Origin of the sequence: Paenibacillus sp. Soil750 (genome assembly GCF_001428045.1) — a bacterium.
In the GTDB taxonomy this organism is placed as follows: Bacteria; Bacillota; Bacilli; order Paenibacillales; family NBRC-103111; genus Paenibacillus_E; species Paenibacillus_E allorhizoplanae.
Window position 1 is genome coordinate 38306 of sequence record NZ_LMSD01000002.1, and the last position, 13164, is coordinate 51469.

A 13164-nucleotide genomic window follows, 5' to 3' on the forward strand; every position below is an offset into this window, starting at 1 on the left:
TTCAATGCTCAGATTTTAGTAAATTTTTTATTGAAAACCGCAAAAAAAGACCCCGCCGAATTTGGCAGGGCCCACTCCAAGCGATTTTATTCCAAAAAGTCCTTCAAACGTTTGCTACGGCTTGGATGTCTTAATTTCCGCAAAGCTTTTGCTTCAATCTGACGGATCCGTTCCCTTGTAACTCCGAATACTTTACCGACTTCTTCTAATGTTCTTGTACGTCCGTCATCAAGTCCGAAACGCAAGCGAAGCACATTCTCTTCTCTTTCAGTTAACGTATCCAGCACGTCTTCAAGCTGTTCTTTCAGAAGTTCGTATGCCGCTGCATCCGCTGGCGCTAGCGCCTCTTGATCCTCGATAAAATCCCCTAAGTGTGAATCATCTTCTTCACCGATCGGTGTTTCTAAAGAAACAGGCTCTTGTGCAATTTTCATGATTTCACGAACTTTATCCGTGCTTAAATCCATCTCTTTAGCAATTTCTTCTGGCGTAGGTTCGCGCCCCAATTCTTGCAGCAATTGACGAGATACACGAATCAATTTGTTAATCGTTTCAACCATATGTACCGGAATCCGAATCGTTCTCGCTTGATCCGCAATGGCACGAGTAATCGCTTGACGAATCCACCAGGTCGCATAGGTACTGAATTTGTAACCTTTGGTATGGTCGAACTTCTCCACAGCCTTAATAAGACCCATATTACCTTCTTGAATCAAATCAAGGAACAGCATACCGCGACCTACATAACGTTTGGCAATACTTACAACGAGTCGAAGGTTAGCTTCTGCTAAACGACGCTTCGCTTCCTCATCCCCATTTTCAATACGTTTTGCCAACCCCACTTCGTCTTCCGCGGAAAGAAGCGGTACGCGACCAATTTCTTTCAAATACATCCGAACTGGATCATTAATTTTAATCCCCGGCGGCAAAGCCAGATCATCATCGAAGTTAAATTCATCGCGCTCATTTTCTTCCGGATTCATCGAATCTTCGTCCGATTCATTCCCCACATCAATACCTTGCTCGGAAAGTTGTTCAAAGAACTCATCGATTTGCTCAGGATCCTGATCGAAGGGAGCTAATTTCTCCATGATATCCTTGTAAGTTAGTGAGGACCGTTTTTTCCCCTGCTCTATAAGTTGGTCTTTCACCTGGTCCAGGGTCAATTCTGTCTCTAATTCTGTACGCTGATCATTCGCCATGGTACGGACTCCCTCCTCCCTAGTCATATCAGTTTAGCTAAGATGACTTCAACCGTTTTTCTAGGGCAATAATTTCAATTGCAATTTGTGCAGCTCTAAGATGGTCTCCCTCGCGTACTGCGCGAGCTTGTTCTTCTTTCTTTCGTTCAACTTCTTCTTGCATTGGAACTTTGCGAATTTGGCGAATATAGTCGTCAATCACTTGTTCGTTTAGTCCATGACCAGCTCCCATCATAACGATGGAACTAGCCAAGCTCTCCAGCTGTTCGTCTTGCAGCATGGCAATGTATCGGCTTGCATCGGGCTCTAAATACTGAGCGTAGTAAGCATATAAATAAGCAGCTAAGACTGCGTGAGCTTCAACATTAAACTGGTCACCCAATTGCGCTTCAACATGAGCACATACGTCACGATCGTGCATCATTACAGCTAAAATCAAACGCTCTGCATTATGATATGCGGGTAGTAGCGAGGGCGTTTTTTTCTTTGTTCGTTCCGCTGGTCTCCCATTATTCATAACATTATTCCACAGAATTGGTTTATTATCCCCATCTGGTCGGTTTTTTTCCGATTGTAATAAGATTTCATGGAGATCTAACTTCATGGCTTCATAAGAAGAATCCGGAAACTCTGAGGCTAACTGTTTGAGATAATGTTCGCGTTCCATTGGAGAATGCAACTGGCTAATTAATTTCACAGCGGATTGCAGATAACGTAATCGTTCACCGTCCTCATGCAATTTAAAATTTTTGCGGATATATAATAGCTTATATTTCATCGATGGCACGGAAGCTCCAATAATCTCCCTTGCGAATCGGTCAAACCCATATTGACGAACATAATCATCAGGATCTTTGCCATCTGGCAGCATCGCAACACTGACTCGGCTTCCGGTGTCTTCCAATAAAGGAATACTCTTGAAAGCTGCAGATTGTCCTGCATTATCACCATCATAGCAAATGACGATTTCATCCGCGTTGCGGTTCAGTAAGGTTGCATGCTCTTTGGTTAATGCCGTGCCCATCGTCGCAACACCATTAGTAATGCCCGCTTCCCATGCTTTGATCAAATCCACATATCCTTCGAAAATAACGGCTTGCTGAAGCTTTCGCATATTCGGCCGAGAAAGGTGTAGATTGTACAAAGTTCTGCTTTTATTGAAAAGGATGGATTCGGGACTATTTAAATATTTGGGTTGCGCATCCCCCATGGCTCTGCCAGCAAATGCGATGACCTTGCCTGTAGAGTCGCAAATAGGGAACATGATACGTTCACGGAATTTGTCCACGTACCCATGACCTTCATGTTTGGCGGAAATCAAGCCGCCCTTTTCCATTAGAGCTAAATCAAATCCTCGTTTGTCCAATTGTTGAACAAGCGTGTCCCACATTAACGGTGCGTAACCAATCTGAAACGTATCAATCAGCTTATCGGAGATTCCTCTAGAGCTTAGATAGCCTTTCGCCGCTTTACCTTGATCGGTATTACCCACGACGTAATGATAGAATTTAGCCGCAAATTCATAGGCCTTTAAAAGGGTAGCTTTTTCTTGCTGTTGCTCATTCTGCTCGTCAGATACTTCTTCCCAAGTTATTGGGATATCTGCGTCTTCTGCAAGCTTCGTGATCGCTTCTGCAAAGCTTAAGCCTTCGATTTCCATAATGAACCGAATTAAGTTCCCGCCCGCCTGGCAACCAAAGCAACGATAGATCTGTTTCTCTGGTGTAACCGTAAACGAAGGACTTTTCTCCGAGTGGAAAGGACATAATCCCTTCATATAATGCCCTTGTTTGCTTAAATGTACGTGCCTGCCGATGACATCTACGATATCATGGCGCTTCAGTACAGCCTCAATAACCTCTTCAGGTATGCGTCCGTACCTCATTTCAATCCACCTACAATTCAGGTCGCTTTTCCGACTAATTACTATTCGCTACTTGTTTTCGATTTCCTGCAAATTTTTTAAAAGATTTGTCAAACCATGTAGAAAATTTTTACGATCCGTCTCTGTAAAGGGTTTTGGCCCTTTCGTATGCTTACCATTTCTTCGCATTTTGGCGGAGGCATGGCGGCGTTCCAACAGATAATCAATCGAACTATCGGTATATTCCTGCCCCCGATTCGTCAAACAAATCGAACCCTTCGCTAAACCTAACGCGGCGAGTCCAAAGTCTTGTGTTACCAGAATATCACCTGACCGAATCTGATTGGCAATATATAAATCGACAGATTGATCGGAACGATCTACTTGAACTACCTTCACACCTGGATTTTCCTTCATCTTATGATCGAATGAAGCAACTAGAACAACTTGTACGCCAAACTGTCTACCTGCCTGTTCGATTTCCGACTTTACAGGACAAGCATCGGCATCAACGATAATACTTCTTGCACTCAAGTGACAGCCCCTGCCTTCAGAAGAAATCTCACCGTACTATTATATACGATGGACTTGCAAAAAATCCTGCAAGCCAGAACATAAAAGCTTACTAGATATGTTCAATATGATCCATAATTAAACTGGCTGTTTCTTCAACAGCGCGATTTGATACATCAAAGATGACACACCCGATTTTACTCATAATTTTATCAGCAAAATCCAGTTCTATTTTAATACGTTCTACATTCGCATAGGTTGCATTTTCTGCAAGACCAAGTGTACGAAGTCGTTCCTGACGGATCACATTTAACTTATCAGGATCTATACGCAGCCCAATAATCTTATCCTTTGGCACAGTATAAATGGCTGCAGGCGGCTGCATTTCCGGAACTAATGGCACATTCGCCACTTTCAATCTTTTGTGCGCTAAATACATAGATAATGGTGTTTTGGACGTACGCGATACACCTAATAGAATGATATCGGCTTTCTGAATGCCGCTAAAATCGCGACCATCATCATATTTAACCGCAAATTCAACGGCTTCAACCTTCTTGAAATAATCTTCATCCAATGGATGGATCATTCCAGGTTGTCTACGTGGTTCTTGCCGTAATGCTTTCCCTAGCGTCGTCACAACGGGTCCAAGCAAATCGATAAAGGGAATATCATATTGTTTCGCTTTCGTAATCAAATCATCACGCAGCTCGGGGATAACTAACGTAAATACAACGATTCCTCCATGCGTTCGAATCCCATTGATCACTTTATCAATACCCTCGAAATCGTGAATAAAAGGAGCACGTACGATTTCAACAGGCACTGGATGAAATTGCATAGCAGCTGCCCGAACGACAGATTCTCCTGTTTCACCCACAGAATCAGAAACAACATAAACACGAGTAGGTTGTGGATGTTCCATCTTCCTAACCCCTTTCAGCAGGGACAGACCCTACACTAGCATTTGTATGTAAAGAACATTAGAACAGAACGACAGCATGAGAAAAACCTCACCGATATGCGGACAGCACAAGGGCGAGGTGTTTTCCACCACATCATATCAAAGGGAGAAACACATGTCAATTGAATCCATCGTCACTTAAATATTGTATTTCTCCATTTGTTCAATGAAACCTCTTGATTTCCACTGTACACCAATATGAACGTCCATGTAGGCACGCATGCATTGCTTAAGCTGCTCTTTCGTCTCGGCTTTCACTTGAACAGATCCCAGTCTGCGCATATCCATTCTTGGAAAAAGTCTAAGCAGTTTCTGCGCTCCTTCACCAATGGCAATCGCAGAAGGATCTTTAAACCGACACCGACTACATAATGTACCACCCATATTAGGACCGAAAGTCGTGATTCCTGTAGTTTCACCACAGGCGACACAGGCATCCGTTATTGGTAAATAGCCAGCTAAATCAAACATTTTCATTTCATATAAATGGGTGACAATTTGCATGTCCTTATTTTCTTCAATTGCCATTAAACCAGCCTTGAGCTGTTCAAATATGTAGTTATTTCCCTCTTCATCACCCAGCATGCGATCCGTCATCTCTGCTAAATACGAAGCATAAGCCGATTTATGTAAGTCTTCTCGTAGCGCATGATGTGCCTCAATAATTTCGGCCCCGTTAAGAGATCCCATCTGACCTCGTTGTTTGAAAAAAACAAAATCGCCGTACGTAAACAGCTGCGTAACGGCGCCATGTTTGCTTTTCAGTTTCTTCGCACCGCGAGCCATGACTCCCACTTTTCCCAGCTCAGGGGTGAATAAACGAATAATTTTGTTGCCTTCTCCGTAGTCCATACTACGAATGACAATTCCTTCAACGCTATGCAGCAAATAGCTTCCCCCATGAATGCCGCTCTCTGAATACATGAATTCTTACTGTCACATATTCAGACCATCAAGCGGCTCTTCGTTACTTTGATCCTCTTCTTGCACTTCCGAATCCATGCCAGGTTCTCCCGTTACTTGTTTGTACAGCAGATAGGCGTCCACATCACCGGTCTTTGAAAAATACGTCCACGAAAAATCTTTCATGTTCAGCATCCTCCCCATCGAACGTGATGTTCATAGGATGTGCATTGGGCGCCTCAGTATGCGATGTAAAAACTGGTACTCTTAGGAAAAAAATTACTCGTGACGGAAACCAAGATCACGAAGGACTCTATCTTGATTTCTCCAGTCTTTCTTGACTTTCACCCATAATTCTAAGAATGTTTTGGAGCCTAGAAGTGTTTCAATATCTCGACGGGCTTGTCGCCCAATTTCCTTCAGCAACGCACCTTGTTTACCGATAACGATTCCTTTTTGCGACTCACGTTCCACGAAAATGACCGCGGAGATATGAACGATCCCATTCGGTTCGACACGCATATCTTCAATCTGTACGGCAATAGAGTGTGGAATTTCTTCCCGTGTCATATGCAAAATTTTCTCACGTACAAGCTCCGCACATACGAATTGCTCCGGGTGATCTGTAATTTGGTCCGCAGGATAGTATTGAGGTCCTTCCGGCAAGTAGCGAATAATTTGCTCTAGAAGCGTCGTTACATTGTTCCCTTTCAACGCAGACACAGGTACGATTTCAGCGAAATTATACAGGTCTTTGTAATTCGTAATAATGGCAAGCAGCGCCTCAGGCTGAACGAGGTCGATTTTATTTAAGACCAATATTACTGGCGTTTCAATATGCTTTAACTGCTCGATAATATAACGGTCTCCACCACCTATACCATCTGCAACGTCTACCAAAAATAATACAGCATCTACTTCACCTAGTGTCCCATGAGCAACTTTACTCATGTAATCACCTAACTTAGACGTAGGTTTATGGATACCTGGTGTGTCTAGAAATACAATTTGCCCATTATCCGATGTATATACACCATGGATCTTATTCCTAGTTGTTTGAGGCTTATCTGACATGATCGCAATCTTTTGTCCGATAATTTGGTTCATTAGTGTTGATTTCCCGACATTTGGGCGTCCGATAATCGCGACAAACCCTGATTTAAATTCTTTTTTGGCCACTTCTACTTATCCTCCATTTGTGTGCAAATCTTTCGTTGTAAAAGCGCCTGGCAATAAAGCAGCCACCGTCGTTTGAACGAAAGCTCCTTTGAGATTACTCAAATAAACAGGCATTTCCGGTTCGCACAATTCAATTAATACTTGTCGACATACGCCGCATGGCGAAATCGGCCCTTCCGTATCTCCAGTTACCGCGATTGCTTGAAAGGATCCCCTCGGATGCCCATCTGCAATAGCACGGAATAACGCAGTTCTCTCGGCACAATTCGTCGGTCCATAGGCTGCATTTTCGACATTACACCCTAAGTGCACGTGTCCATTCGCATCCAATAATGCGGCACCGACCTGAAAGTTAGAATAAGGCGTATAGGCTCGCTTCATCGCTTCTTTAGCGAATTCAATGAGTTCTTGCGGATTCATAGCCATCCACCCTTTGATTTAGTAATAGTTAAGTTATAGCATGTTTAAGCAGGAAAAAGCGAGGATCGTCACTACAATACCAATCATTGCTCCCAAAAAGAGTGCTGGGAAAGGCCTTGTTTTCTTATCATACAAGACAATAAGGATAATAATAGACAGCGTATACCCAAGTAACGCGGCGATCGTTTCGGTGACTAATACCAATATGACAGTAGCAATCGCAAAGGCGATAGCTGTTAATAAACTTGGTCTAACTAGTTTCCCTTTGTCCGAGAACCTTGTCTCAATCACGATAACTGTTAGCATGACTAATGCTATCAAGATCCATATCGCACCCGCTGACATCGGTGTTTCTTCGAGTCTGGCGTGCCTTAACAATCGATCGACAGGCTCATAGAAGACAACTAAACCGACAACGATTGCAAACATAGCAGACACCAATACGGACGCCGCGGCGACGTCCTTCGCAATTTTGGCTAGCGGATGGCGGTCTGGCATAGCTAGATCCACCGTTTTCTCGACAGCCGTATTAATTAATTCTGTGACAATCATAAGTGTGACGGCCAACAAAATAAACAAAATATCGGTTTTGGATAAATGAATGAAAAGAGCTGCTAATAACACAAGAAACGCAACGGAAAAATGAAATTTCATATTTCGCTGCGTATCTAGTGCATATTTGATTCCTTCATAGGCATACCGAAAGCTTCTGCGCCATTTACGGAAGCCGCCTGACATTAGCGTGTCAAGCCTGCCTTCTGCAAAATGTCCTCCTGTTTAGCGAACATCACTTTCTCTTCTTCTTCACTCTGGTGATCATAACCAATCAGATGCAAGAAGCCATGGACAAATAAGAATCCAAGTTCACGTTCAACGGAATGACCATACTCTTCCGCTTGCGCAATCGCACGTGGTACGGAAATAATAATATCGCCAAGCGGCTCTATGAACGCCTCTGATACGGTTTCACCTTCTTCTAGCTCTCCCTCAGAATCGTCACCATCATCTTCATAGTTAATTGGAATCTCGTCATCCCCAAATTCACTCATTGCAAAGGATAGGACATCTGTAGGCTTGTCTAAATTGCGGTATTGCTTGTTCAAATCTTGGATCGTCTCATCATCAACGAACGTGAGGGCAACCTCACCTTCTGATACGCCTTCAATTTCACCTGCAAGCTTGAGAAGCTCCTCTAGCTTTTCAATGAACGCAGGCGAGATTTCTTTCTCTTCTTGTTCACTGCTCCATGCTAATGTCAAATCTACACTTGCCATAGGGATAAGCCCTCCTTCTTATGCTCCTGGCTTCTTAGCCGTTAATTCACTTGGATATTCAATGCGAGAATGGAAGATGCCTAACAAAGTTTCATTCAATGTTTTAGCAATCTTATCAAGCTCCTTCAATGTGAGGTCACATTCGTTGAATTGACCATCGTCCAACCGTGATTTGATAATTTTGGTTACCATGGAATCGATTTGTTCGAGGGTTGGGTTACGTAATGAACGTACCGCTGCCTCCACACTATCTGCAATTCCGACAATAGCCGCTTCCTTTGATTGTGCTTTAGGCCCAGGATAACGGAAATCTTCTTCACGTATCCCTTTCTCACTATTCTCTTCTTCAGCTTGCTTCTTCGCTTTATGATAGAAAAAGTGCAATAGTGTTGTTCCATGATGCTGTTCAGCGATATCGCGGATCGGTTTAGGCATTTTATAATCCTTCAGCATATCAACACCATCGCGCGGATGCGCAATAATAATGGACTTGCTCAGATTCGGATCTATACGATCATGCGGATTCTCGATATTCGTTTGATTTTCAATAAAGTAGCTAGGCCGCTTGGTTTTGCCAATATCATGATAGTACGATCCTACCCGGCACAAAAGACCATCTGCACCAATGGATTCAGCAGCAGCTTCGGACAGGTTGCCAACCATCACGCTGTGATGATACGTCCCTGGTGTTTCCGTTAGCAGCTTGCGTAGCAGTGGATGATTCGGATTTGAAAGCTCTACCAGCTTAAGCGGAGACAGAATTCCGAAAGAAGCCTCAAAAAACGGAAGCAATCCGATGACGAAAACGACTGTTACAAGTCCTCCAGCTGTAGCGAAAGACAAGGACATCAGTGCTTCTCTTTGTTGAAAGTGATCTTCCATCAACAGCATCGCCGTGATCGTTAGCATGGAGAAAAAGGCGATCATTAAGCCCGCTTTCAAAATTGTCGCACGCTGACTTGCACGTTGAATCGTAAAGACACCGCTAAAACAAATAACTAGGCTAACTAGGCCAAACCGAAAATCGAATAACGCATCATGCTCTGTATTAAAAATAATACTTGCAATGATTGAGAACAAAACAGATGAAATAAAAGCAAGCGGTGCATCCAGTAAGATAGCGATCAAGATGCTGCCGAGTGCTGTCGGAGCCAAATACCCAATAAATGGATAATCAAAATTCTGGAGCAGTGAAATGATTTTCATACCAGCAATATTCATCACGAAGATGAGAACAAGCATAACCAGTTGTAAATTATTGTATTTGACCTGTAAGTTACTCTGTCTAACAAATATAAAGATCACAAATGACAAGAGTGCACAAAGGATGCCAAGACCGAGCTGAGGCAGATGATTCGCTTTATCCTTTAGCAGCTTCAGCTTTTCCAACCGCGTGTATATTTCTTCCGTAATGACATCTCCGGCTTTAACCAGGACATCATTCTTATTAATATACACGGTCTTCATATTGCCCCTAGCTTGTCCTTTCGCATCATCGGTACCTTTTTGATCAAAAAATTTATTCGGGGTAATCAACGCTCTGGCAATCTCGGTAACCATCTCACGGGATGTATTCTTCGATAGCGTAGACGTATTCACAACCTCTGCTACCTTTGCCCGCGCTGTCTGTGCGTCGAGAATCTGATCATTCATAAGCTTAGTCACGATTTCTTTCGTCACGGGGCGCATGTCAGCAAGGTCTTCCTTGGTCAACCGTGGCAGTTTAAAATAAATTTCCTCTGGCAGCGGATATTTCTGATCCGATAGACCGAGTTGGATTTGTTCCAGTAACAAATCATTATATTGCCCACTATTGCGCAATGTTTTGATAGCATCATTCGTTAGGTCACTAATCAACTGCGGAATGACACGACGGTAAATGCTAACTTTATCATCGAACTTCACTTCTTCATCGGCGTTGATCTGAGATAACTTATCAAAAATAGCATCACTAATGACTTCATTTTTGAGATTAACGATCTTATAGACAGGCTGAACGCGCTTTGCAGCGTCTTCTTTGGCTTGTTCCGTCGCGACAGCGTTCTCAATCTGCTCTGGTGCGTAAATCGTCTTCTCACTCTTCATACCTAAGGTAATATCGAATACTTGTGGAACGAGCTTAGCATAGAGGGTGGCATAGAATATCAATCCCAATATGAGAAACAAGAGTACTCTTAAGCCAGTATTGTATTTCCATCCGCTCAGCCGGTAATGAAATTTGCCTTTCATTTGCACTTCATTTTTCATTACGGAGGTCATTCCTCTCTATCTATCCAACCTAGCATCATTACTTATTCATTTCAGCGTTATAGGCGACAATTATTTTCTGAACAAGAGAATGACGTACAACATCACCTTCATCAAAATAAATAAAGCCCAATTCTTCAATACCACTTAGAATTCGGGACGCTTCAACCAAACCAGAGGACTTCCCTCTAGGTAAATCAATCTGTGTCACATCACCTGTAATGACCATTTTGGAACCGAAACCAAGTCTCGTTAGGAACATTTTCATTTGCTCTGGCGTCGTGTTCTGTGCCTCATCCAGAATGATGAAGGAATCATCCAACGTACGCCCTCTCATATAAGCTAAAGGGGCGATTTCGATGAGTCCACGCTCTAGTGACTTCGCAACTTGCTCAGGCCCAAGGACGTCATTAAGAGCATCATACAATGGGCGTAAATAAGGGTCAACTTTTTCCTGTAAGTCCCCTGGCAGAAACCCTAAACTTTCCCCTGCTTCGACGGCTGGACGTGTGAGAACAATACGTTTGACAGCCCCTTCTTTCAATCGCGTCACGGCAAGAACTACGGCTAAATAGGTCTTACCTGTACCTGCTGGACCTATCCCAAAGACAATATCTTTCTTCTTGATCGTGTCCACATACTTCTTCTGCCCAATCGTTTTGACACGAATCGGCTTTCCTTTATGTGTGGATGTAATTTCACCTTTGAACAGATCCAATAATTGCTCTGCTTTCATTTGCTTCGCTAACTCAACGGCATATAGAACATCACGCTCAGTTACCGTGTAATTATTGCGAATCAGTTGCAGCAGAACTTCAAAAAGCTGCTGAAGTGAGTTCACTTCCGCAGCTCTGCCCTGAATTGTTATTTCGGCTTCGCGCGTAAAGATTTGAGCTTCAATTTCTCGTTCGATGACATGTAAGAATTTATCCTGCGGACCAAACAAAGCTAGTCCTTCGTTTGGATTTTTCAATGTAATTTTTACAGATTGCGCATTTTCTATCAACAGGGCCTCATTCTCCTTGTGTCACAATTGGTTGTTCTTCAGCAATATTCTCTTCGACCTCAAAATGAACGTCTATATAAATTTTACCATTCTCTGTTTTTTCATGCAAAATTTTTTCTCCAACGATCCTCGCATCCTCGCCTGCAGCGGCCAATAATTTAGCTCTAGCTTGCTCGATACCCACCTTTTTAGCGTTCGCCGCTTCCACAGGCTCTTCAACGACATGTACCTCCATTATTTTCTCATGCAGCCAGCCTAGAGGGATTGAAAATGAGCGCCAAGCTAGTGTTTTGCGATCAGGTATCGTTTCAAATTGTTCGAATGCCGTCTTCCCATAGCCTGTAAGCTGTAACGCTCTTGAACCTACTACAAGATAACTTCGATGTTCTGTTTCCCCTGTGAAGACCTTATATTGTTTCGTAAGCGGAGCTTCAATTCGGGAGGTATACCAGACCACTCCTCTTATCTTACCATCTGCGACCACGATTTGACTATTTTGCTCGTCGCCAATCGTACCCGAGATCAAAACAGCCCCTTTGCGGACATAGGTATTCGGTTTAACCATCGGCTTTCCCTTTACCGATTGTATTTCCGTTACGAGCGCACTTTTGGAAGCCACAATGTTTCGCGGATTTTTCAATGGACCTTTTCCTGGGATGGTCGCCTCAACAACCTTTATTGTGATGTGCGTTCCTCGAATTTCGACACCAACCCACGCTGCACTAGGCAATTGCTGCTGAATAGCCCGTGAGAGATCCTCGGTCTTGTCCAACTTAAATTTCCACTGAAACTTATGTATGCCTTGCTTGGATGCGGCCTGCAAAATGTCAGACGATGCAATACGGTCATTGCCGTCCACACTCACTTGCCACACCAAAGACGTGAGCACATAGAGACTAATAATGAAAGCAGCAATGCCGCCAAATAATACTTTTCTCCGTCCAATTTTATCCATAAAAAATGGCAGCCCAAACCGCTCTACCACATGCATTCTGCAGCCTGTCCGTTTCAAAAGCGGCCGAAGTCGGAAGAAATCTTTGATAAGGATGTACAGCTCCAGCTTCCCATCTTTGCCAGTTTGAATATCCCAAATGGAGAAGCCCCCCTCCACCATGGGACGAATCAACCTTTCGCAGTCCTTGCCTCTAATTTGTATGCGTACATAGCCACGCAAACGGGCAATGAATAGGGATTGTTTCATGACTCAGCCTCCAGTTCTCATTCGCACTACCACTACATTAAGGCATATATTTCACATGATCGATGATGCCTTCAATGAATACCTCTTCTGAAAGAATCGCTCTTATGACCAATTGTTGGCCGCATACTTCCAGCGTTCCTTTCGCTAACTCCAGCTTCAGAATCTCACTGGAAAAATGCAGTACGCCCCGGTGGTTCTCAACATAAAGCTGTACGTTGCCGATCATCGTGATTCGCGGCAAATCCTGTACAACATCTTGGGGAAGATCAAGGATCTTGGCCGTGAACTGGTTCCATTTGCGGGTCAAGCGACGCATAGCTGGGCAGTACCCCCTCTAACTAGAAGATCAAGAATGCAGAAAAGGCGCATAGACTTTCTACCAAATTATGCG

Annotated in this window: 14 protein-coding genes; all 14 read right to left on the reverse strand. The window is 43.4% G+C overall.

Features of this window, described 5'->3' with window-relative positions:
• Positions 1-86: 86 nt before the first annotated feature.
• Positions 87-1202, reverse strand: a complete 1116-nt coding sequence (rpoD, locus tag ASL11_RS03420; protein WP_028558036.1) for an RNA polymerase sigma factor RpoD — start codon at positions 1200-1202, stop codon at positions 87-89.
• A gap of 37 nt (positions 1203-1239) precedes the next feature.
• The gene (gene dnaG, locus ASL11_RS03425) at positions 1240-3087 is read right to left on the reverse strand and encodes a DNA primase (RefSeq protein ID WP_056609719.1); all 1848 of its coding nucleotides are present in this window, start codon (positions 3085-3087) and stop codon (positions 1240-1242) included.
• A 48-nt stretch (positions 3088-3135) separates the two neighbouring features.
• Positions 3136-3600: a YaiI/YqxD family protein gene (locus ASL11_RS03430; protein WP_082593666.1), complete on the reverse strand. Its 465-nt coding sequence runs from the start codon at positions 3598-3600 to the stop codon at positions 3136-3138.
• A gap of 91 nt (positions 3601-3691) precedes the next feature.
• On the reverse strand, positions 3692-4504 hold the full coding sequence (locus ASL11_RS03435) for a pyruvate, water dikinase regulatory protein (RefSeq protein ID WP_056609721.1): 813 nt from the start codon (positions 4502-4504) through the stop codon (positions 3692-3694).
• A 177-nt stretch (positions 4505-4681) separates the two neighbouring features.
• Positions 4682-5431, reverse strand: a complete 750-nt coding sequence (gene recO / locus ASL11_RS03440; protein WP_056609722.1) for a DNA repair protein RecO — start codon at positions 5429-5431, stop codon at positions 4682-4684.
• Positions 5432-5479: 48 nt separating this feature from the next.
• Complete coding sequence (locus ASL11_RS35580) at positions 5480-5632, reverse strand: YqzL family protein (protein WP_082593664.1); 153 nt, start codon at positions 5630-5632, stop codon at positions 5480-5482.
• A 93-nt stretch (positions 5633-5725) separates the two neighbouring features.
• Positions 5726-6625 (reverse strand): GTPase Era, encoded by a 900-nt coding sequence (gene era, locus ASL11_RS03445; protein ID WP_056609724.1) that lies wholly within the window; start codon positions 6623-6625, stop codon positions 5726-5728.
• A gap of 6 nt (positions 6626-6631) precedes the next feature.
• On the reverse strand, positions 6632-7045 hold the full coding sequence (gene cdd / locus ASL11_RS03450) for a cytidine deaminase (protein ID WP_056609726.1): 414 nt from the start codon (positions 7043-7045) through the stop codon (positions 6632-6634).
• A 33-nt stretch (positions 7046-7078) separates the two neighbouring features.
• Positions 7079-7783: a diacylglycerol kinase gene (locus tag ASL11_RS03455; RefSeq protein WP_056609727.1), complete on the reverse strand. Its 705-nt coding sequence runs from the start codon at positions 7781-7783 to the stop codon at positions 7079-7081.
• Positions 7783-8319 (reverse strand): rRNA maturation RNase YbeY, encoded by a 537-nt coding sequence (ybeY, locus tag ASL11_RS03460; protein ID WP_056609729.1) that lies wholly within the window; start codon positions 8317-8319, stop codon positions 7783-7785. Before ybeY ends, ASL11_RS03455 begins: the two co-directional genes overlap by 1 nt.
• An 18-nt stretch (positions 8320-8337) precedes the next feature.
• Positions 8338-10566: an HD family phosphohydrolase gene (locus ASL11_RS03465; RefSeq protein ID WP_056609731.1), complete on the reverse strand. Its 2229-nt coding sequence runs from the start codon at positions 10564-10566 to the stop codon at positions 8338-8340.
• Positions 10567-10606: 40 nt separating this feature from the next.
• Complete coding sequence (locus tag ASL11_RS03470; protein ID WP_056609732.1) at positions 10607-11572, reverse strand: PhoH family protein; 966 nt, start codon at positions 11570-11572, stop codon at positions 10607-10609.
• A 7-nt stretch (positions 11573-11579) separates the two neighbouring features.
• Entirely contained in the window at positions 11580-12773 is a 1194-nt protein-coding gene (gene yqfD / locus ASL11_RS03475) for a sporulation protein YqfD (protein WP_056609734.1), read from the reverse strand.
• Positions 12774-12810: 37 nt separating this feature from the next.
• Positions 12811-13089, reverse strand: coding sequence for a sporulation protein YqfC (gene yqfC, locus ASL11_RS03480; protein WP_056609736.1), 279 nt, complete (start codon positions 13087-13089; stop codon positions 12811-12813).
• Positions 13090-13164: the final 75 nt, after the last annotated feature.